This window comes from Cryobacterium sp. TMT1-19 (assembly GCF_004403055.1).
Lineage (GTDB): Bacteria > Actinomycetota > Actinomycetes > Actinomycetales > Microbacteriaceae > Cryobacterium > Cryobacterium sandaracinum.
In genome coordinates this window covers 16,796-37,324 of the sequence record NZ_SOHB01000058.1, presented here as the reverse complement: position 1 = coordinate 37,324, position 20,529 = coordinate 16,796, and the positions used below count along the sequence as shown (strand labels likewise).

18 protein-coding genes are annotated in these 20,529 nt (G+C 67.8%); 10 read left to right on the top strand and 8 right to left on the bottom strand.

Features of this window, described 5'->3' with window-relative positions:
- Nucleotides 1-24 precede the first annotated feature (24 nt).
- The gene (locus E3T40_RS14175) at nucleotides 25-1,098 is read right to left on the bottom strand and encodes an FHA domain-containing protein (RefSeq protein ID WP_134544350.1); all 1,074 of its coding nucleotides are present in this window, start codon (nucleotides 1,096-1,098) and stop codon (nucleotides 25-27) included.
- A 595-nt stretch (nucleotides 1,099-1,693) separates the two neighbouring features.
- Here E3T40_RS14175 and E3T40_RS14170 point away from each other — a divergent pair.
- The gene (locus tag E3T40_RS14170; protein WP_104170334.1) at nucleotides 1,694-2,173 is read left to right on the top strand and encodes an Lrp/AsnC family transcriptional regulator; all 480 of its coding nucleotides are present in this window, start codon (nucleotides 1,694-1,696) and stop codon (nucleotides 2,171-2,173) included.
- Nucleotides 2,174-2,178: 5 nt separating this feature from the next.
- On the top strand, nucleotides 2,179-3,684 hold the full coding sequence (locus E3T40_RS14165) for an aspartate aminotransferase family protein (protein WP_104170335.1): 1,506 nt from the start codon (nucleotides 2,179-2,181) through the stop codon (nucleotides 3,682-3,684).
- 67 nt (nucleotides 3,685-3,751) lie between these two features.
- Here E3T40_RS14165 and E3T40_RS14160 read toward each other — a convergent pair whose 3' ends face one another.
- A complete protein-coding gene (locus E3T40_RS14160) occupies nucleotides 3,752-4,948 on the bottom strand; it encodes a DUF4192 domain-containing protein (RefSeq protein ID WP_134544347.1) in 1,197 nt (398 codons plus the stop codon).
- A 162-nt stretch (nucleotides 4,949-5,110) separates the two neighbouring features.
- Between E3T40_RS14160 and E3T40_RS14155 the strand changes: the two genes are divergently transcribed.
- Both E3T40_RS14155 and E3T40_RS17655 read left to right on the top strand, forming a co-directional pair.
- Nucleotides 5,111-6,292: a MarP family serine protease gene (locus tag E3T40_RS14155; RefSeq protein WP_134544344.1), complete on the top strand. Its 1,182-nt coding sequence runs from the start codon at nucleotides 5,111-5,113 to the stop codon at nucleotides 6,290-6,292.
- A 327-nt stretch (nucleotides 6,293-6,619) separates the two neighbouring features.
- Nucleotides 6,620-7,330, top strand: coding sequence for an RNase H family protein (locus tag E3T40_RS17655; protein ID WP_134544341.1), 711 nt, complete (start codon nucleotides 6,620-6,622; stop codon nucleotides 7,328-7,330).
- Here the strand turns inward: E3T40_RS17655 and E3T40_RS14145 are convergent.
- On the bottom strand, nucleotides 7,323-8,795 hold the full coding sequence (locus E3T40_RS14145; RefSeq protein ID WP_104193915.1) for a sugar porter family MFS transporter: 1,473 nt from the start codon (nucleotides 8,793-8,795) through the stop codon (nucleotides 7,323-7,325). The two genes, E3T40_RS17655 and E3T40_RS14145, sit on opposite strands and share 8 nt — an antisense overlap.
- A 107-nt stretch (nucleotides 8,796-8,902) precedes the next feature.
- Between E3T40_RS14145 and E3T40_RS14140 the strand changes: the two genes are divergently transcribed.
- On the top strand, nucleotides 8,903-9,766 hold the full coding sequence (locus E3T40_RS14140; RefSeq protein ID WP_104170340.1) for a DUF429 domain-containing protein: 864 nt from the start codon (nucleotides 8,903-8,905) through the stop codon (nucleotides 9,764-9,766).
- Here the strand turns inward: E3T40_RS14140 and E3T40_RS14135 are convergent.
- Complete coding sequence (locus E3T40_RS14135) at nucleotides 9,738-10,028, bottom strand: hypothetical protein (protein WP_134544339.1); 291 nt, start codon at nucleotides 10,026-10,028, stop codon at nucleotides 9,738-9,740. The genes E3T40_RS14140 and E3T40_RS14135 overlap by 29 nt on opposite strands.
- A gap of 194 nt (nucleotides 10,029-10,222) precedes the next feature.
- Nucleotides 10,223-11,266, bottom strand: a complete 1,044-nt coding sequence (locus E3T40_RS14130; RefSeq protein WP_134544336.1) for a Pvc16 family protein — start codon at nucleotides 11,264-11,266, stop codon at nucleotides 10,223-10,225.
- Between the two features lie 136 nt (nucleotides 11,267-11,402).
- Between E3T40_RS14130 and E3T40_RS14125 the strand changes: the two genes are divergently transcribed.
- A complete protein-coding gene (locus E3T40_RS14125) occupies nucleotides 11,403-11,693 on the top strand; it encodes a hypothetical protein (protein ID WP_104170344.1) in 291 nt (96 codons plus the stop codon).
- 414 nt (nucleotides 11,694-12,107) lie between these two features.
- Here E3T40_RS14125 and E3T40_RS14120 read toward each other — a convergent pair whose 3' ends face one another.
- Nucleotides 12,108-13,571: a cryptochrome/photolyase family protein gene (locus E3T40_RS14120; protein WP_104170345.1), complete on the bottom strand. Its 1,464-nt coding sequence runs from the start codon at nucleotides 13,569-13,571 to the stop codon at nucleotides 12,108-12,110.
- Between the two features lie 75 nt (nucleotides 13,572-13,646).
- Between E3T40_RS14120 and E3T40_RS14115 the strand changes: the two genes are divergently transcribed.
- From E3T40_RS14115 to E3T40_RS14105, 3 genes are all read left to right on the top strand, one after another.
- A complete protein-coding gene (locus E3T40_RS14115; RefSeq protein ID WP_134544333.1) occupies nucleotides 13,647-14,549 on the top strand; it encodes an oxygenase MpaB family protein in 903 nt (300 codons plus the stop codon).
- Nucleotides 14,550-14,558: 9 nt separating this feature from the next.
- Nucleotides 14,559-15,290: an SGNH/GDSL hydrolase family protein gene (locus E3T40_RS14110; RefSeq protein ID WP_134544331.1), complete on the top strand. Its 732-nt coding sequence runs from the start codon at nucleotides 14,559-14,561 to the stop codon at nucleotides 15,288-15,290.
- A 71-nt stretch (nucleotides 15,291-15,361) separates the two neighbouring features.
- Entirely contained in the window at nucleotides 15,362-15,565 is a 204-nt protein-coding gene (locus tag E3T40_RS14105) for a hypothetical protein (RefSeq protein ID WP_104099648.1), read from the top strand.
- Nucleotides 15,566-15,620: 55 nt separating this feature from the next.
- Here the strand turns inward: E3T40_RS14105 and E3T40_RS14100 are convergent, their stop codons facing one another.
- The gene (locus E3T40_RS14100; protein ID WP_104170348.1) at nucleotides 15,621-16,895 is read right to left on the bottom strand and encodes a M18 family aminopeptidase; all 1,275 of its coding nucleotides are present in this window, start codon (nucleotides 16,893-16,895) and stop codon (nucleotides 15,621-15,623) included.
- Between the two features lie 86 nt (nucleotides 16,896-16,981).
- Here E3T40_RS14100 and E3T40_RS14095 point away from each other — a divergent pair, with 86 nt between their 5' ends.
- Nucleotides 16,982-20,161 carry a beta-phosphoglucomutase family hydrolase gene (locus E3T40_RS14095; RefSeq protein ID WP_134544328.1) on the top strand — a complete coding sequence of 1,060 codons (3,180 nt, stop codon included), beginning with the start codon at nucleotides 16,982-16,984 and terminating at the stop codon, nucleotides 20,159-20,161.
- Nucleotides 20,162-20,189: 28 nt separating this feature from the next.
- Here E3T40_RS14095 and E3T40_RS14090 read toward each other — a convergent pair whose 3' ends face one another.
- On the bottom strand, nucleotides 20,190-20,498 hold the full coding sequence (locus E3T40_RS14090; protein WP_104170350.1) for a winged helix-turn-helix domain-containing protein: 309 nt from the start codon (nucleotides 20,496-20,498) through the stop codon (nucleotides 20,190-20,192).
- Nucleotides 20,499-20,529 lie beyond the last annotated feature (31 nt).

Here is a 20,529-nt window from a genome sequence, read left to right as displayed (position 1 = left end):
GTGCCTTCCGAAATTGCCGCGCGATTACTGACCGGGCGTGTTGCCGGCTGCGGGGAGGATCTCGATGATATTACCGTCCCCTAAGTGCACCGTCGTACCGGGCAGCACTGCGAGCGATTGGCCGGAATGAAGCCGTTGCCTGCGCCCGCGTGGCGGAGCCACCACGGTGCCGTTCGTGGAACCGAGGTCGGTGACGACGATAGAGCCGCCCTCCTGTCGTATTTCCACGTGGGTGCCGGAGACGGCGGAGGTGGGCGAGGCAACCTCGATCAGCCGCACCGGCGCGGCGGCACTGATGCGCGGCGCTCGCGGTCGGCGACCGAGCCGGCAGGGAAGGTCCAGCGGGATCTCCTCCCCGTTCGGCAGCCGGAACGCGAAGCGAGCCTCGGCGGCCCGGGCCCGTGCGCCGGCCGCAGGCCCGGGCTGCCCGGGCGCCCGGACGTCGGAGATCAGGGTGTCGGCCCCGGCCGGGCGGGCGAGAACGGTGTCGGCATCCGCCGCGCGGCCCGCGGCGCCGGAGCGCACGATCGTGGCATCGTCGGCAGGTGAGTCGTCAGTCAGCGCAGCGTCGGCCTGCGCTGCGTCGGCCTGCGCTGACTCGGCCTGGCTGTGCTCCGCCAACGACCAGAACAGGGTGTTCGCGAGCACGGATCCGAGCCCGAATGGCCGGCCGGAGTCGAGGGCGCGCGAGGAGGCCACGGGTCGCCCGGTGGAACCCACCGTGAACCCGGTCACGGCCAGGAAGTCGGCCAACAGCCAGGGGCGAATGCTGACGTCCGAGAACCGGCGCGACCCACCGACCGAGTACACGTCGACCGCAACCTCGCCGCGAACGATCACGGAGACGGGGACGCCGTCCTCGTCCGTGGGAGCGCGCTGAACGATCACCGCGAAGTGCTCGACGGCGTGCTCGCCACCGAGCGGCAAGAGGGCGACGAGTTCTTCGGCTTCGACGTGGGGTGCCGTAACGAGCGCGGCCAGGGTCAGGGTGATGCCCGCCGGGGTGCCGGCGGGCAGGGCGGCGATGAAGCCGCGCCCCACGACGAAGGTCCAGGCGGCTTCGGTGCCGGGACCGGTTTCGTATCCGACGCGCCCCACGGGAATGGTGCCTTTCCGTTACGTTGACGACCATTATTCGGACGCCGATTCAGTGGCCGATCAGGTCGGTGGCCGATCTACGACATGGCGTGCGTGATTCGCGTGTAGTCCTCGAGCACATACATCGACAGGTCTTTACCGTACCGGAGTGCGGGAATCCGCCGTACGGCATCTCCGCGACGAGGCCATTGCTCCCGCCGCAGACGCAAGCGAGCAGTGGACCGCGGCGCGGGATGAACGTCCGTTCCGGCCACCACGTCGATCCGAGCCGAGGCCGAGGATCAACTCTGTCCCGAACGAATTCGACGGAGATTTTGGCTGGATCGGCCCTAAACCCGCCGAAGCAGCTGTTTCAAACAAAATCTCCGTCGAATTGGTTATCTACGATGGCCGCCGTCGACGAAATTGGGAAGGTCGCGAGCTCTCACGGAGCTCCCGAGTGGTTCGATGAGCCGGCGGAACCTCGCCAGCAGCGATCATCCCAGCGGCGGGAACCGAGCCTGAACCAGACAATCTTCCAAGGATTCCGTTGTGTTTGACGTGAATTGCTGCGGAATCGCTTGCCTGAGGTCCCTCCCGCTGGCATACTCGCTGGATGAGCGTAAACGGGCGCAATGCGGGCAGGCCGGCACCACTGGATGAGGTCTCGAAGAAGATCATCGAGCAGCTCCAGGCCGACGGCCGACGCTCGTATGCCGAAATCGGCAAGGCGGTGGGCCTGAGCGAGGCCGCAGTGCGACAGCGCGTGCAGAAATTGACGGATGCCGGCGTCATGCAGGTCGTCGCCGTCACCGACCCGATGCAGCTGGGCTTCTACCGCCAGGCCATGATCGGCATCCGCGCGACCGGGGACACTCGACTGCTCGCGGACCGGCTGTCCGCCATTCCAGCCGTCGACTACGTCGTCCTGACGGCCGGCTCCTTCGACCTGCTGGTCGAAGTTGTCTGCGAGGACGACGACGAACTGATCGACCTCCTCAATTCACAGATCCGCGGTCTCGAGGGCGTCAGCTCCACCGAGACCTTCGTTTATCTCAAACTCCATAAGCAGTTCTACAACTGGGGAACACGGTAAAAAAAATGACAATCACATCAGCCACCACCGACTCCGCCGCGCCCGTCACCGCAGTCGCCGCCGAAGTTGCCACCGTCAGCACCGGCGACACCACAGCCGGGGTGTCGGCCACACCCCGCGTTTACACGGATGCAGAGAACGCCACCCTGCAGCAGAAGGCGAAAGACCACCTCTGGATGCACTTCTCGCGCCAGTCCGTGCTCGAAAGCGGCCACGGCGTGCCGATTATCACCAAGGGTGTCGGCCACCACATCTGGGACTCGAACGGCAAGAGGTACATCGATGGCCTGAGCGGGCTGTTCACCGTCAACGCCGGCCACGGCCGCAAGCGGCTTGCCCAGGTGGCGGCGAAGCAGGCCGAGGAACTCGCGTTCTTCCCAATCTGGTCCTACGCCCACCCGAGCGCCATCGAGCTAGCCGATCGTCTGGCCGCAAACGCGCCCGGCGACCTCAACCGGGTCTTCTACTCGACCGGAGGCGGCGAGGCCGTGGAGACCGCCTTCAAGCTGGCCAAGTACTACTGGAAGCTGCAGGGCCGCCCCACCAAGCACAAGGTCATCTCCCGCAACGTGGCCTACCACGGCACCCCGCAGGGCGCCTTGGCCATTACGGGCATCCCGGCCATGAAGGAAATGTTCGAACCCGTCACCCCCGGCGGATTCCGCGTCCCGAACACCAACTTCTACCGCGCCGACGAGCTGGGTTCCGGGCTCGGCGACGACGTGGAGAAGTTTGGCCTGTGGGCCGCCAACCGCATCGAAGAGATGATTCAGTTCGAGGGCCCGGAGACCGTGGCCGCGGTGTTCCTGGAACCCGTGCAGAACTCTGGTGGCTGCTTCCCGCCGCCCCCCGGCTACTTCAAGCGGGTGCGCGAGATCTGCGACCAGTACGACGTGCTGCTGGTGGCCGACGAGGTCATCACCGCTTTCGGACGCATCGGCAACATGTTCGCGTCCACGACCTTCGGGATCGAGCCGGACATGATCACCTGCGCGAAGGGCATGACCAGCGGCTACTCCCCGATCGGCGCCACCATTATCAGCGACCGCATCTACGAGCCCTTCAAGCACGGTGACACGACCTTTTATCACGGTTACACTTTCGGTGGCCACCCGGTTTCCGCGGCCGTGGCCATGGCCAACCTCGACATCTTCGAGGAGGAAAAGCTCAACGAGAATGTGCGTGAGAACTCGCCGCTTTTCCGGGCCGAGCTCGAGAAGCTGCTCGCCCTGCCGATCGTGGGCGACGTGCGCGGCGAGGGCTACTTCTTCGGAATCGAGCTGGTGAAGGACAAGGTCACCAAGGAGACCTTCAACGACGCCGAGTCTGAGCGCCTGCTGCGCGGCTACCTCTCCAAGGCGTTGTTCGAGGCCGGGCTGTACTGCCGTGCCGACGACCGCGGAGACCCCGTCGTGCAGCTCGCTCCCCCGCTGACCATCGGCCCGGCCGAATTCAGCGAGATCGGCGACATCCTGTACGGCGTGCTGTCGGAGGCGCCCAAGTACCTGTAGCCGCTACGGCCAACCGGATGCCTGAAGCTGGTTACCCGCCGCCGGAAGTCCGATAGCGGCATTCCGCTCAGGCGTTTTCGGGTTCGTCCGGAGGGACCGCAAACGCCCAGTCTGGTAGGTGCCCCGAACCGAAAACGGTGTGGAGCAACTCAGCCATGCCGTAGTGCCGGTCAATGGCGAGTGCCTGGTCGACGAAGATTCCGGCGACCGACCCGCGCCCCATCGCCCACGACAGCCAGGCCAGCATGCACAGCGGCGCCGGTCTGGCCGTGCGCGGCGCCAGAGCGACCAGCACCTTCAGCAGTCGGATCGCCGGCTCGATGCGTTCGGGGTCGGGGCGCTCCCGGTCGAGCCCGAGCATAAGGTCGCTCGTGACCCGGGAGTGCGGGCTGTCGAGTCCGTCGGACTGCTCCTCAGCGATGATGTCGTCCAGGCTCCGTCCCGTGGCTCGCTGCAGGATGGCATACCGCAGGTTGAGGCAGTGCGTGTTGCGGCCGACCGTCTCTCCGAAGGCGAATTGCAGCATCATCTGGTCCCGGCAGGCCGGCCCCTGCATCAGGAACAGCAACGCGGCCGCGTCGTCAAGCCCCAGGTTCTGCGGGTCAAAACCGAGCGCCGCCTCCGCGGCCACCACCGGGTCGAGGATGTCACCGGCCAGCTCAAGCAGTTCCGGCATCGTGCCGGCTTGGCCGCCGAGGCGTTGATAGCGCGCCAGCCGGCGGCCGAGCCGCTCTCTCATCGACGGGTCGACCGCCGGCAGGTCCGCGCGACTCTGCAGCGTCGCGAGGTCGCGGCGAACCTCTTCGGGGATGGCCCGGTGCACCTCGGAGGCGGCGATCGCGCGGAGCGGATGCCCGCCGGCCGGGCAGTCCGGGTCGAAGTACGAGCCCCACCCGTCGGCGGCCACGCACAGGGCGTCGCGAAGCAGGAAACCGGAGAGCCGGGCGCGAGCGCACAGCACCTCGACGAAGCGTTCCTGCGGCAGGCCGGCCACAGCCACGATGTTCTCGTCGCTGTAGACGACGGGCACCAGCGCGTCGACGTCCGGGATCTTGCAGAGCGTTCCCACGAGCGTGGTGGCGATGCGCTTGAGCACCTTCTCCGGTGCCGCAGGGTCGGGCAGGTTGAACCGCATCGCCCCGCAGGTGCGGTTGCCGCGGAAGGCGACGAGCACCAGGCTCTTCTCGGGCAAGAACCCGGCGAGCTGCGGCACGAGCGCGAGGAAGTCATGTGCTTCCCTGGTCTTGACGATTGTCCTGTTCATGGGTCCACCCTCTCCGGAACCGCCTCCACCTCCCGATCCGGGCCGGGTCGGTGCACGACTCGGCGGATTCACATTCTGGGGAGGACTGGCCACGTACTCTGGAGTAGACGGATGCGGCCGGTGGGCAAGCGCACGACACCGACAACAGGACGAGGTTCACGGATGGCATTCTCAATTTTTCTGGATGTGTTGCTGCTGGTCGTGCTGTTCGGCTACCTGATTTCCGGATACCGCAACGGCCTCATCGGCAGCATCGCCGGAATCGCCGGACTCGCGGCGGGTGCCGTCGCCGCCTACTTTCTGGTGCCGCTCGTGGGCACCTGGGTTCCCGCCGCGGAGTGGCGCACAGCCGCGACCCTCGCGGCCGCAGCTGTTTTGCTGATCGGCGGCCTCTCGCTCGGACGCTCCATCGGCAGGATCCTGACTCCCCAGGGCACTCGCAACAAGCTCCGGGTCGTCGACCGCGTGCTCGGCGCCGGTGCAGCCGTTGCGGTGTCGGCCCTCGTGGTCTCGATGATCGCCTTCAGCGTCGGTGCCCTCGGGGTCCCCGTGGTGTCGTCGGCGGTGAGCTCGTCGAGCGTGATCCGCTCGATCGACTCCCTGACCCCGGACCAGGTGAAGAGCTTCCTGGCCCAACTGCGCTCCATCGTGGTGACCGAGGGCATCCCGCGTGTCGTGGAGGCCTTCAACGGCGAGGCCCCGGTCGTGCCGAGCGTGGGCACCGACAGCGACGCCCTGCGCGCGGCGCGCGCGTCGGTGATGAAGATCAGCGGAACCGCCTATGCGTGCGGGCAGAACCAGTCCGGCAGCGGTTTCGTGGTCGCTCCGGAACGGGTACTCACCAACGCTCACGTCGTCGCCGGGGTGGAGGAGCCCGTCGTCGTCACGCCCGACGGCAGGTCCCGTTCGGGTCAGATCGTCTACTTCGACCCGATCGTGGACCTCGCCGTGATCGCAGTGTCGGGGCTCGAGGCTCCCCCGCTCTCCCTTGGCGAGAATCTTCCGCCGGGCAGCCTTGCGGTGAGCAGCGGCTATCCCTTCGGCGGGCCATTCGAATCGGCGCCGGCCGAGGTCGTCGCCGTGGCCCCGGCCCTGGTCGCCGACATCTACGGGCAGGACCCGTCCTCCCGGCAGATCTACACGCTTGCTGCCGACGTCGACCATGGCGAATCGGGCGGCCCCCTGCTCAGCGAGGCCGGTATCGTGACGGGCGTCATCTTCGCGAAGTCGACCACCACCGAGAACCTCGGCTACGCCCTCGCCATGGAGGAAGTCGACCCGGTCGTAGAGCAGGCCGCCACGCTCGGCTCCCCGATCTCGTCCGGCACCTGCATCAGCGGCTAACTGAGTGAGTCCTCGTCGACTGGCTGTGTCGCTGCCTGCGGTCAAAACTGACTGCGCCCGGTGGACCCTGGTCCTCCAGGGCCGGACGCCGCACCCGGTACCGAACCAATTCGACGGAGATTCTGGCGTAAAACTGCTCTTTCGGAGGGTTTGGGGCCGTTTCCGCCAGAATCTCCGTCGAATTCGTTCGGGGTGGGCGGAAGAGCCAGTCGGAAACCCCCGCCCGCGAACTCTCAGTGCCCGCGGCCATGAGGACTCGCCCATCTGGTCCGCGATGGCAGACTAGACAGGTCCTGAACCAGCGGGACCACAGGAAAGGCCCACTGTATGACGATCATCGCCGCTGCCGACGGTTCGGCCCTGGGCAATCCCGGCCCCGCCGGATGGGCCTGGTTCGTCAACGATTCCTGCTGGGCCGCCGGCGGCTGGAAGCACGCCACGAACAATCAGGGCGAACTGAAGGCCGTGCTCGAACTGTTCCGGGCAACCGCCCACCTCGACGACGACCTGCTCGTGCTGTGCGACAGCCAGTATGTGATCAACTCCATCACCAAGTGGATGCGCGGTTGGAAGGCCAAGGGCTGGCGCAAGGCGGATGGCAAGCCCGTGATGAACCTGGACCTGCTCCAGGAGCTCGACGAAGCTCTGGCCGGACGCCGCTACCGGTTCGAATGGGTCAAGGGCCACGCTAACCACCCGCTCAACGAGGCCGCTGACAGCCGGGCCCGAGCCGTGTCAGAGGCGTACCAGCGGAACGCGCCGATCAAAGCCGGCCCCGGCTGGGTGCGGGAGGGCGATGCCGCACCGGTTCGGCGCTCCGCGCTGACCTCGGCCACGAAAGCACGGGCCGTCGCTTCGCCTGCCGCCACCCCGAAGCTGCCGGCCGGCCCGTCGCATCCGGAGCTGTTCGCGTTTGACGAGCCGGCTGCCTCCCACACCGTGTCTCTGGAACTCTCCGCCGACGAGCACGCCCGTCTGACCGAGCGTGCCGCCAGGCTCGGCGTCAGCGTCGGAGAACTTCTTCACGGGCTTATCTGACCTCGGTCTGCTTCGCCGCGTTCTTCGACGCGGTCTTCGCCGCGTTCTTCGGCGGCAGAAGGGTGTTCGCCTCGTCGAGGGACATGCCGTTGGTCTCCGGAATCTTGGTCAGCACGAACACGAATGACAGCGCCGCGAACAGCGCATACAGACCGTAGGTCAACGGCAGCGAGACTGCCGCCAGTGTCGGGAATGTGACGGCGATCAAGAAGTTCGCGATCCATTGGGCCGCTGCGGCGATGCCGAGCGCCTTCACCCGGATGGTGTTCGGGAACATCTCGCCGAGCAGCACCCAGACCACCGGGCCCCAGGACGCGCCAAAGAAGACCACGAACACATTGGCCGCGACCAGGGCGATCCCACCCCACGCACCGGGCAGGCTGATCTCGCCGCCCACGGTGACCGCCTGGCTGAAGGCGATCGCCATCGTGGCCAGCGACAGCGTCATGCCGATGGAACCGGTCATCAGGATCGGCCGACGTCCGATCCGGTCGATCAGGGCGATGGCGATGAAGGTAACCGCGATGTTGGTCAGGCCGGTGAACACCGAGATGGTGAGCGAGCTCGACTCCTCGAAGCCGACCGCCTTCCACAGGGTGGTCGAGTAGAAGAAGATCACGTTGATGCCGACGAACTGCTGGAAGATCGACAAGAGGATGCCGATCCAGACGATCGGGCGCAGGCCGAAGGCCTTGCCACGCAGTGACCCGGTACGCTGACCCAGCGTGTCGGCCTTGATCGAGGCACGGATGTCGCGGATCTCGCGGTCCACATCGCCGTTGGGCCATACCTTCTGAAAGACCGCGCGGGCCTCCGTCTCACGGTCTTTCAGCACCAGGAACCGTGGGGACTCCGGGAGGATCTTCGCGATCACGAAGTACACGGCGGCGGGCAGCGCGCAGGCCAGGAACATCCAGCGCCAGGCGTCGATCCCGAACAGGGAGGGCTCACTCGCGCCTCCCGCGGTGTTGGCGAACAGGGCGTCGGACAGCAGAGCGGAGAAAATACCGATCGTGATGGCGAGTTGCTGGAGCGATCCGAGGCGTCCCCGAATCGCTCGCGGTGAGATCTCGGCGATGTACGCCGGGGCCACCACGGATGCGAGCCCGATGCCGAGACCGCCGACGATGCGCCAGAGCACGAGGTCGTAGATGCTGAAGGCGAAGGCGGAACCGACCGAACTGACGAAGAACATGATCGAGCCCAGAAGCATCACCGGAATTCGACCGTATCGATCGCCGACCCGGCCGCCTAGGTAGGCCCCGGCGGCGGCGCCCAGTAGCGCGCTCGCGACCGCGAAGCCGGTGAGAGTCGCCGTGAGCGCATACTCGTCTTGAATGGCATTCACCGCGCCGTTGATCACGGACGCGTCGAACCCGAAAAGAAACCCGCCGAAGGCTCCCGCCACCGCCAGCGCAATGACCTTTCCGTTCGTGGATGGTTCCTCAGTCTGGGTCATCGTCAAGACCTCTGTCTCATTGTGGAACAATCCAAACAGCCTACGCCCCAACGAAGGGGCGCCGGACCTCGGCGGAACCTGCGCCCGTCATCTCCCTGTGCTATCCATGACCCATGACGCGATTCCTCGGAGTTGACCTGGCCTGGGCCGAAGGCAGCACGTCGAAACCGGCCAATGAATCCGGCCTGGCGTGCATCGACGAGACCGGCCGGGTGCTCGACGCCGGCTGGGCCCGCGGCACGGATGCCGTGATGCGCTGGATCGACTCCCTGTGGGAACCCGGCGCCGTGCTGGCGGTCGACGCGCCCCTGGTGGTGAACAACCCCACCGGCATGCGCCTGTGCGAGCGGGAAACCGGCAGTCGCTACGGCCGCTGGCATGTCTCCGCGAACGCCTCGAACCTCGGCCGCCCCTGGGCCGGCGGGGTGACGATCCGACGCCGATTGGAAGCCTCCGGCTGGACCTACACCGACGGCCTCGCGCCGATGGATAGGGCCACCCCCAGCTTCTTTGAGTGCTACCCCTACACGACGCTCGTGGGCGCGGCGGAGTTCGGTTACCTCGACAAGCGACCCCGCTACAAGCGCATGGGCACCTCCCTTCCGCCGGACGAACGCCGGACGAAGCGGGCCATGGTCTGCGATGACCTCATCCAGCGGATCTGGGGGCTCACCCGAGCGTCGCCGCCGCTCGACCTGGGCTCCCATTCCGTCTCGGACGCCCTGGTGACGGAGCATTCACCGTTGGTCGACCGAGCCTACAAACACCGGGAAGACCTGATCGACGCCCTGCTCTGCGCCTGGACGGCCTCGCTCTGGTGGCACCGGGGCACGGAGCGCTGCCAGGTTCTCGGCGCCCGGGACACGGTGTCGGAGCTCGGTCACCGACCGACCATCATCGCGCCGGCCCGGCCGGAGCAGCGCCGCGGCGACGAAGGGGCGCGGCTCGTCACCGCACCGGGTACCAGCGCGTCCTGACCCGCTCGGTCACCTGCCACGACACCGGCTCCACGCGGGTGCGGGCCGCGGCGAGCACTCGGTCGCCGACCCGGAGGGCCATCGCGGCATCATCCGCCGTGAACCGCACGATCGCGCGCGGAGAACCGGCGACCACGGCGAGATCGGATGCCTCCACGGTCGTCAGCTCCGCGGCGGCAGCCGTCAGGTGCGGCAGGACGGAGTCCGGGGCGATGCCCGAATGGAGAGCACCGATGATCAGGGTGATACGGAAAGACGGCATCCAGTCAGCGTAGGCGGGTGCGCACGAACAGGTGTCCACTGGTCGCAGGTATCCTCTGGTCGCAGGCATTCCCGACGTCCCGACAGAATCGAGGCCCACCATGATCTGGCGCGTCCCACTTCTGGCCCTGCCAGCGTTCCTGACACTCACCTCCTGGTCGGGAGGTCTAACCCGGGAGTTCGGCCTCGACGTGCTCAGTCACCGGTGGCCGACGCGGAATCCGGCTCCGGCTCCTGCCCAGGCTCCGGCTCCGGCTCCTGCCCCGGCCCCGGAAAGCGCACCTCGACCCGGGTCCGGTCCGCCAGCTCGTCCCCGGCCGGATGAGTCAACTCAATGATCACGACGCTCGGTGACTGGCCGAGCAGGTCGAGGATGGATCCGATCTCCAACCCGGAGTAGGGGTCGTCGACATCGAGCACCTCCGGCCGCATCCCGAACAGGGGGTCGGACGCGGCGATCATCAGCACGGCGCCGCGGTGTTCGGCCTGTTCGAAGATGCGGCCGAGGTTGTCCTCGGTGGCGGCAGCGCTGGCTCCCACGACCTCGTTCAGGGGCACCGTCACGAGAGGCTTGCCCAGTTCGTTCGCGACGGATGCCGCGGCCTCGGCCTTCGCCACGGCATCCGCTCCCGTGAACATGGCGAGCGCACCTGCCCCGGCCAACTTCACGACATCACGGACGGTTCCGACCACTGCCGTGCGCTCGGCTGCATCCAGGGTGAACGAGGCCATCACGCCGAAGGACAGTCGCAGCGGCGCATTTGATGCCAGCCAGAGGGAGGTCAGCACCTCGTTGGTCAGCGGCGAGGGTGAGAGCCAGACCTGCAGGTTGTCTGCCGAGCCGATCGGGACGTTCAGCACGGGATGGCGTTCGATGGCGGCCCGCGCTGCACCGAAGGCACGGTGGCTGCCGGCATCCGTGTCGACGTCGTCGCCGGGAAAAGCACTCACCAGGTAGTGCAGCTCCGAAATCACTCGGCTGGGTCCCCTCTGGGTCTCCTCCCGATAACTGATCAGGCTGTCGTAGTAGAGGAACAGGTTGATGGAGGGGCCGGCGACACCGGTGCGGGGTGCGCCGAGCACGTAGGCCGTGACCTGCAGCCCGATCGGCGGGGAGGACAGCAGTCGTTGGAGCGCGACGGTCGTCGAGGCGATGGCCTGGCCGTAGTTGGTGAGCGACGACATGGGGACCCCGGCTTCTGAGAGCTTCTGGATGCGAAAGTGAGCAGACAGTGCCACGGTACTCCGGCTCACCAACCAGGTCGAGGAGTTCGGCTGCGCCACGGCGGAACCGGCCCGGTGCCCATCCCGCGGATGCCGTAGCCTGCTTCGATAGATGTGTTCCTCGCGATGTCCGCCTCAGTGAAGGAGTTCCATGGACTACTCGGCAACGATCGTGGCCCAGACCCACGTCACCAAGCCCGACGCACTGCGGCTGATCGCGGAGGCGGCCGGGTCGACCGTGCGGGATGCCGGGACGGCGCATCCGTTCGTGCCGCTCGTCGGCGGCGGTCGCGTCGAAGTGGAGATCCCCAAGTTCGGCGAGGGCCCGCCGCTCGCGATCGATGTCTTCAACCCCCACGGGGCCGAGCAGGCCCGGGCTTCGGCACTGTCATTGCAGGCTGCCCTCGCCGGCGTGACCGATTGGCCGACCGAGGTCAGGTAGCCGCGTGCGCGGCAACCCGCCCAGGTAGACCCTCACCCGCCGTTGGACTCCTCCCCCCTTCCCGACGCGGATCAAGCCCCAGCAAACCTCGGTGCGACGACCGCGTCCCGATGACGCGCTCCCGAGGTCTCCCTCCCGCCTGCCATCCGCGGCGAGACCCCTGCACGCCTCGCGGCGCACCTTATACAGGCCGGCGCACGTTAGATCCTGCGCCGGCTTCCACGACCCGCGCCGCCCTGTGCCTGGACTCAAGCTCTGACTGACCTACAGCACCACACACTTGCTCGGCAGCTCAGTCAGGGGAAGTCGAGGGCTGCTCGGGTTACAGGTCACCTTCTGAGAAGTTTCACTCTAACGGTGTCGTGGTTGACCTACGGGCCGCGACGGACTCACGAGGCGCCCCGCGGGCGACGCTCACCACTCGGTGCGTGCACGCTCCTGCTCGACGACCTCTTCCCGGTCGACCAGGCGGCGCAGTCCGGCGAGCGGTTGCGCCATACGGTGATTGCCCCGGATGCGTGGCTCCACCCGGTCAAGGAAGGCCCAGTACCCGGCGGTGAACGGGCATGCGTCCTCGCCCAGGCGTTTCTTCGGGTTGAACGTGCACGCGCCACAGAAGTCGCTCATCTTCGAGATGTAGGCGCCCCCGGAGGCATACGGCTTCGTGGCAACGATCCCGCCGTCGGCGTGCTGGGACATCCCGACCACATTGGCGGGCATCACCCACGGGGCGCCGTCGACGAAGGCGTTCGTGAACCATTCGGTGAGCTCGGCCGGTTGGTAACCGCGCTGCAGCGCCCAGTTGCCGAGCACCATCAGCCGCTGAATGTGGTGCGCATAGCCCGTGCGGCGCACCTCGTCGAGCACATGGCTGAGGCACTTCGCCCTCACGGAACTGCCGTCGAGCTCGAGGAACTCCCGCGGCAGGGCCACCTGCGCCTCGAGGTGGTTGCTGCGCCGCACGTAGTCCTCACCCAGGTGCCAGTACAGGTGCCAGACCCAGTCCCGCCAGCCCATGATTTGGCGCACCACGGCCTCCACACTCTGCAGTGGGGCTCCCCCGGTCTCGTACGCGGCGACTACGGCGTCGATCACCTCCCGCGGATGCAGCAGCCCCAAATTAAGGGGAACGCTCAGCCTGGCGTGGGCCATCGTCTCGTCCCCGAGCAGCGAGGCATCCTCGAAGGGGCCGAAGTCGCTCAAACGCGTCTCGACGAAATCGGCGAGCGCCACGAGCGCTTCCGCCCGGGTGGCGGCGAACCGGCGGGGTCCGTCCTCGCCGATCAGTCGAATGCGCCCCTCGGCCTGCCACCGGTCGAGGTCGGCGCGCACCTGCTCGTCGATGTCGTCCTCCACCGGATGGAAGGGGTCCGGCAGCCCCAGGCCCACCGCTCCCTTCGGCGGCGGCTGACGGTTGTCGTGGTCGAAGTTGAACCGGCCGCCCTCGGGATCGGGCCCGCGCATGAGCAGCCCGGTTTCCGTGCGTGCATGGCGATAGAACTGGTCCATGATCAGCCGGGACGGCGGTCTCCCCGCGGCCCAGACGGCGAAGTCGGCCTCGCTGGTCACGAAGCCGCGGCTGGGCAGCACCCGCGCGCCGAGCTCGTGAACCAGCGCGCGGGAACCCCACGAGGTGGGGTTGACCACCTCGAGGTCACGGCCGGCCAGCACATCCCGGTAGTGCTCGGCGCGCAGGTACTCGACCCGATCACCGAGCTCCCTGGCCCGGTGCCTGAGGGCGGTGAGAATGAGGTGCGCTTTGGCTCGGTGGTACGGGCGCCGACCGAGAACGCCGACGGACTCCACCATCAGGATCGGTCCGCCGTCGTCGAAATGGGGGCCGAGCTGGTCGGCGAACAGAAAGCGAGGCACTGCCATGGCTTCGAGTTTAGATGCCTTGCCGCACGCGAGGTTCGAGGCCGATGCCCAGCCGCGACGGGTTAGCCTCGATCCATGGGCAGGTTCGTGGACAGTTGGCGGTCGCATCTTCTGGTGACCTTCTCGGGGAACGGGTCAGGTCGCCCGCAGTGGGTCGAAAAAATCGAACAGGGCGACGATATCGGCTTCTTCGGTCCGGGCTCCGCCTCCTGGGCCGTGCACGGCGGGATGGCGACGATGGTCGCCGGCATCCGTGCCCTGCTCATGCAGACCCTGCACCCCGGCGCGATGGCCGGCGTACACGATTGGTCGCGCTATCGGGAAGACCCGCTCGGACGGCTCTCCGGCACCATCCAGTGGCTCGTCACCGTGACCTTCGCCGACACGACCCTGGCCGAGCACGAGTCGTCCCGCGTGGGGCGCTTCCACGACCGGGTCACCGGCACCTACCGCGACGCCCAGGGCATCGAGCGTCCCTATGCCGCCGGGGACCCCGAACTGCTCGCCTGGGTGCACATCGTTTTCACCGACGCCTTCCTGGCCTCGCACACGATCTGGGGTGACCCTATCCCCGGCGGGGCCGACGGCTACGTGCGCGAATGGGCCAAGGCCGGAGAACTCGTCGGCGTGCACAATCCGCCGCGCTCCGCGTCCGAACTGCAGGCACAGCTGGATGCGTTCAAGGATGCCGGCATCCTCAAGAGCGACGAACGCGTGGCCGAGGCGGTGCGCTTCATTCGCAATCCCCCGCTCCGGCCCGCCATGATGCCGTTCTACCGGGTCATGTTCGCCGGCGCCGTCGCCTCGATCCCCCGCGAATACCGCGAGCTGCTCGGCCTGCGGCGCTCCCTGCTCCCGGTGGTCTGGGGCACCGGAGCCGTTCTCCGCTTGGTGCGCCTGCTGCTCGGCCGGTCGTCAACCTCAGAGGATGCCGCCCGGGCACGTATCGCGCGTCTCTCCGCCGAGAACCCCGCCTAGACTGCACGGATGCCTCCGCGCCCTGACCTCTCGCGTACGGGCGCGACTCGCACTCGCCGCTTCCCCTTCCGACTGCTGGTGATCGGGCTGGCTGCCCTCGTTCTGACCTCACTGGGAATCTTCGCAGCCGTCAACTCCGACCTCTCGGAGACCGAAGGGGACGTGCAGGTGACCCGCCCCGCTGACCGCCCCCTGCGCGTGCTGTTCGTGGGCGATTCGATCAGCTACGGCCTCAACGCGGAACTGCAAGACCTGGGCTTCCGTCCGCTGATGGTCGATGCGCTCGCAGAGGGCGGCCCGGTTCAGGAATTCCACAAGAATCGGGCCGGTGCCACCACCGGCACGGTATCCAGCCTGGTCGATGTGCCGGAGAACCTCGACCTGGCCGTGGTCGAACTGGGCACCAACGACGTGCTCGACCAGACCGCGCCCGACGAGTTCGCGCTCAGCTACCGGTCACTCCTGGACCGCGTGCACACCGAATCTCCGGGCGTCCCCCTCGTCTGCGTTGGCACCTGGGGCAGCGCCGATGAGAGCGACGCGTACAACGACATCATCGACCACGAGTGCGCCCGAGAAGGCGGCGACTTCGTCAGCCTCTACGACCTCTATCTGATCGAGGCCAATCGCGGCCCCGCCGGACGGGATGTCTTCGGCGGCACGAGCGATCGTTTCCACCCCAATGACGCAGGCTACCGAGCGATTGCCGAGCACCTTCTGGGCCGCATCAGCATACGCTGAACTGTTTTGCATATCACGGGGTGAAAGTACACCCCCTTGATGATTTCCTCTCTGTGAGGAAACCTCCAAGTATGAGACAAAACGACTGGGTACTCACCGTCCACTGCCGGGAGTGCGGGATCGGCGGCACAGCCCAAGTCGGAACCGACCGGCGCATCGTCTGGCCGGTGATCGTGCACGAGGGCGACTGCGAACTCGCCGATGACAAGGACCTCGTGGAGTCCCGCTCCGGGCATCCCGTGCATGGAGTCCGCCAGTCGGCTTACGCGCTGTGACGCCCCGCAGCACCCCGAACGAGTTCGACGCCGGCCAGCCACGCGCGGCCTGCCGTTAGACCTCCGAGGCAAAGAACGCGCCGATCGCCTTCTGGAGAGCGACCGGGTCGCTCACGTGGCACAATTCGCGGGCGGAATGCATCGAGAGCAGCGGGATGCCCACGTCGACCGTGCGGATGCCGAGCCGCGTGGCGGTCAGCGGGCCGATTGTGGAGCCGCACGGCACCGTGTTGTTCGACACGAATTCCTGGTATTCCACGCCGGCCTGCGCGCAGGTTCGGGCCCAGAGGGCCGCACCTGCCGCATCCGTCGCGTAGCGCTGAGTGGCGTTGATTTTCAGCAGCGGGCCGCCCCCGGCGACGACCATGTTCGCCGGGTCGTGCTTCTCCGGGTAGTTCGGGTGCACCGAGTGACCCGCGTCGGCCGACACGCACCACGAGCCGGCGTAGGCGCGCAGGCGATCACTGACGGATGCCCCGAGTCCTGCCCCGATCCGGGTCAGGATGTCGCCCAGCAGCGGCCCGCTCGCACCCGTTCGGGTCTCGGAACCGAGTTCCTCGTGATCGAAGGCCGCGAGCACCAGGATCTGACCGGCCGGTGCCGGGGCTCCGATCAGGGCTACCAGGCCGGCGTGCACCGAGGAGAGGTTGTCCATGCGCCCCGCGGCGAAGAGCTCGCGGCCGAGGCCGAACCGGGCCGGATTGGCCGTGTCGGCCGTGAGGATGTCGTAGCCGGCGACCTCCTCTCCCGCCAGCCCGGCCAGGCCCGCCAGGTGCCCGACCAGGTCGGCCTGACTCGTTTCCCCCACCCCGAACACCGGGGTCAGGTGCCGCTGACGGTCGAGAGTGAGGCCGGTGTTGGCGTCCCGGTCCAGGTGGATGGCCAGCTGCGGGATGCGGCAGAACGGGCCCGTGCGCACGAGGTGTTCGGTGCCGTCGATGGTGGTGAGGCGGCCGGCGAGTTCGAGTTCGCGGTCGAGCCAGGAGTTGAGCAGAGGACCGCCGTAGACCTCGACCCCGGCCTGCAGCCAGCCGTGGGCGCCGATGGTCGGCTTCGGCTTCAGCTTGAAACCGGGCGAGTCGGTGTGCGCCCCCAGAATGCGAAACGGTGTCGTCGGGCCGGCCCCGTCCGGCTGCACCCAGGCGACGACCGCGCCGTCGCGCACGAGGTAGCGCCGTCCGGGCGCACCGGACCACTCCTCGGTTTCGCTCACCCGGTCGAAGCCGGCGGTGTCCAGGCGGCGGGCAACCTCCGCGGCAGCGTGGTACGACGACGGGGAGGCGGTGATGAACTCGGCGAAATCGTCGATGTAGTCCGGTGTGGATGTCATGGGTCATATCCAACCACCCTGCGTACTATGTCCACATTCAGGGCCGAGCAGTCACGGCCAGGCATTCACGGCCCAGAGGAGCACCCATGAACCAGCCGAGCCAGCCGCCGCACCCGGCCCGCGCCGCCTTCGACGCCGTGATCTTCGACCTCGACGGCGTGGTCACCGACACGGCCGCCGTGCACGCCCGGGCGTGGAAGGCCCTGTTCGACGAGGCACTGCCGGGACTGACGAAGTCGCCGGTGCCTTCGTTCGAAATCGAGAGCGACTACCGGCGGTACGTCGACGGGCGGGCGCGGGAGGACGGCATCCGTGCGTTTCTGGCCTCGCGCGGGATCGAACCGACGCATGGCCGGGCGACCATCAACGCTCTCGCCGGCCGCAAGCAGGAGCTGTTCACCCGCGAGCTCGCCGTCGGCGGCGTGCAGGCGTTCCCCGGCACGCTGGCGCTGTTGCGCCGGTTGAAAGAGCAGGGGCTGCCGGTGGCCCTCGTGACAGCGAGCCGCAACAGCGCTGCCGTGCTGACCGCGGCGCGCCTCACTGGCCTATTCGACGTCACGGTCGACGGCACCGACGCCGTGCGGATGCGCCTGGCCGGCAAACCCGACCCGGCCCTGTTCCTCGAGGCGGCCCGGCGACTGCACGTGACGCCGGACCGCACCGTGGTCGTCGAAGACTCCGAGGCCGGGGTGCAGGCCGCGGCGCGCGGCGGATTCGCCCTGGTCATCGGCATGGAGCGTACGGGCGACAGCCGGCTGCGCTCGGCCGGCGCCGATCTGGTGCTCACCGACCTCGCCGACCTGGACCTGGCCGGCCTGGACCCCGCTCTGACCGGGAAGAACCGCGGCTGGGCCGGAGGCGAGACCGGCAGCGACCCGTGGTTGCTGCGCTACATCGGCTATGACCCCGCGACCGAGGGGCTGCGGGAGGCGCTCTGCACACTCGGAAACGGCTACTGGGGCACTCGCGGCGCGGCGGCCGAGTCCACCGACGACGGCGTGCACTACCCCGGAACCTACCTCGCCGGCGTCTACAACCGGGTGCAGACGACCCTCGGCGAGCGCACCGTCGAAGACGAGCACCTGGTCAACGCCCCCAACTGGCTGCTGCTGGGATTCAGGGTGGCCGACGGGGACTGGTTCGACGTCGGCCACACCGAGCTGGTCACCTATCTGCAGGAGCTGGACCTGCGGCGCGGCGTGCTGACCCGGGTCATCCGTTTGCGCGACGAGGCGGGACGCACCACCCGGGTGACCTCCCGGCGGTTCGTGTCCCAGGCCGCCCCGCATGTGGCCGTGCTCGACACCACGTTCGAGGCGGAGGACTGGACCGGCCCGTTGACCGTGCGCTCGGCCCTCGAGGGCCGGGTCTTCAACCGCAATGTTGCCGCCGACCGGCTTCTCACCAACGCTCACCTGATTCCCCAAACCGGCACGCAAATCGACGCCGAGACCGTGCTGCTCGAGATGGAGACCACGCAGTCCGGCATCCACATCGCCCTGGCGGCCCGCACCCGGGTGCGGAGGGACGAGCAGCCGGTCGAGCCCCCGCGGCACCTGCTCACCGACGACGCCGGCTGGGTGGCGCACGAGTTCACCCTGGATCTGGAGCCGGGGCATCCGGTCAGGGTGGAGAAGACGGTCGTCGTCAGCACCTCCCGCGACCGGGCCATCGCCTCGCCGGCCCGGGCGGTGGCCATCTGGTTGCGGCGCCTGCCGCACCCGGCGGACCTGTTGGAGGCGCACGAACGGGCCTGGCAGGTGCTCTGGGACGAGTTCGCGGTGGGCATGCGCGCGAGCGATCACCAGTCGCTCGCGCTCAACCTGAACACCTTCCACGTGCTGCAGACGGTGGCGGCCGTCGACGCCGACCTCGACGCGAGTATGCCGGCCCGAGGGCTGCACGGCGAGGGGTACCGCGGGCACGTCTTCTGGGACGAGCTGTTCGTCTACCCGATTCTCACCCTGCGCCGCCCCGACCTGAGCCGCGCCCTGCTCGGCTACCGGTACCGGCGCCTGGGCGAGGCCCGCGCGGCCGCACTGGGCATCGGCCGCGAGGGCGCGATGTTCCCCTGGCAGAGCGGCATCGACGGGCGTGAGGAGACCCCGACGAACCTCTTCAACCCGCTGAACCAGCAGTGGATGCCCGACAATTCCCAGAACCAGCGGCATGTGGGCCTCGCCGTGGCCTACAGCATCTGGGAGTATTACCAGTCCACCGGCAACACCGAATTCCTGATTCAGCAGGGTGCCGAAATGCTGCTCGAAGTGGCTCGTTTCTTCGCCAGCCTGGCCCGCTACGACGAGGTGGACGACCGCTACGACATTGACGGGGTGATGGGGCCGGACGAGTTCCACGACGGTTACCCTGGGGCGTCGGGCCACGGCCTCCGCAACAACGCGTACACGAACGTGATGACCGCGTGGGTACTGCGCCGCGCGGTCGACACCGTGGCTCTGTTGCAGAACCGGTACTGCGGGCCCCTCTGGAACCGGCTGCGACTGCGGCCGGACGAGGTCGACCAGTGGGCCCGGATCAGCCTGCGGCTGCGGGTGCCGTTCCACGCCGACGGCGTGATCAGCCAGTTCGAGGGCTACGAGGGCCTGCCCGAGTTCGACTGGGACGCCTACCGGGCCCGGTATCCCTCGATCGCCCGCCTCGACCTGATCCTCAACGCCGAGGGCGACAGCACAAACAACTACCGGCTCTCCAAGCAGGCCGATGTGCTCATGCTGCTCTACCTGCTCTCCGCCGAGGAGCTGCGCGAACTGCTTGAGACCATGGGCTACGAACTGCCGCCGGAGGCGATTGTGCGAACGGTCGAGTTCTACTCGGCACGCTCCACGCACGGCTCCACGCTCAGCAACGTGGTGCACTCCTGGCTGGACGCCCGGCGCGACCGGGAACGGTCGTGGGACTACCTGACTCGGGCCCTCGACAGCGACCTTGGCGACATCCTCGGCGGCTCCACCCACGAGGGCATCCACCTCGGCGCGATGGCCGGATCGATCGACATGGTCGTGCGCTGCTACACCGGGCTGGAGATCCGGGAGAACATGCTCTGGCTGCATCCCGTGCTGCCGAAGGAGCTCGCGGAGGTCACCTTTGCCATCAACTACCGGGAACAGCCGATCCGGCTGAAACTGACTCCCGGCAACGTGCGCCTGCAGCTGCAGGCAGGCGGCGCCGCTCCGATCCGGGTACGGGTCGAGGGCCGGGAGGCCGTGCTTGCGCCCGGCGAGACCCGCGATTTCCCGCTCGGTTAGCGTCGGTCGTCCCGGACTCCTGAAACCACTATCCCTGTGGGCCAACGCCGCTCGGGGCAGCCTCGGGGTTGGCGAAGGCGGCCAGCAATTCCCCGATGCGGTGACCACGATCCAGAGGGTGGCGAAGCGGCATCCCCGTGTTGAGGCGATAGATGTTGCGCCGTCCCTCCCGTTCGCGCTCGAGATAACCGGCGTCTTCGAGTTCGGTGACGATGCGTTGAGCCGCCCGCTCCGTGATGCCCACCTGGGCCGCGACGTCGCGCAATCGCACATTCGGGTTCTCCGCCACGCACAACAGCACGTGCGCGTGATTGGTTAAAAACGTCCACTGCGCCATTCTCCTATTCTCACCCAACTGACCATTGTTT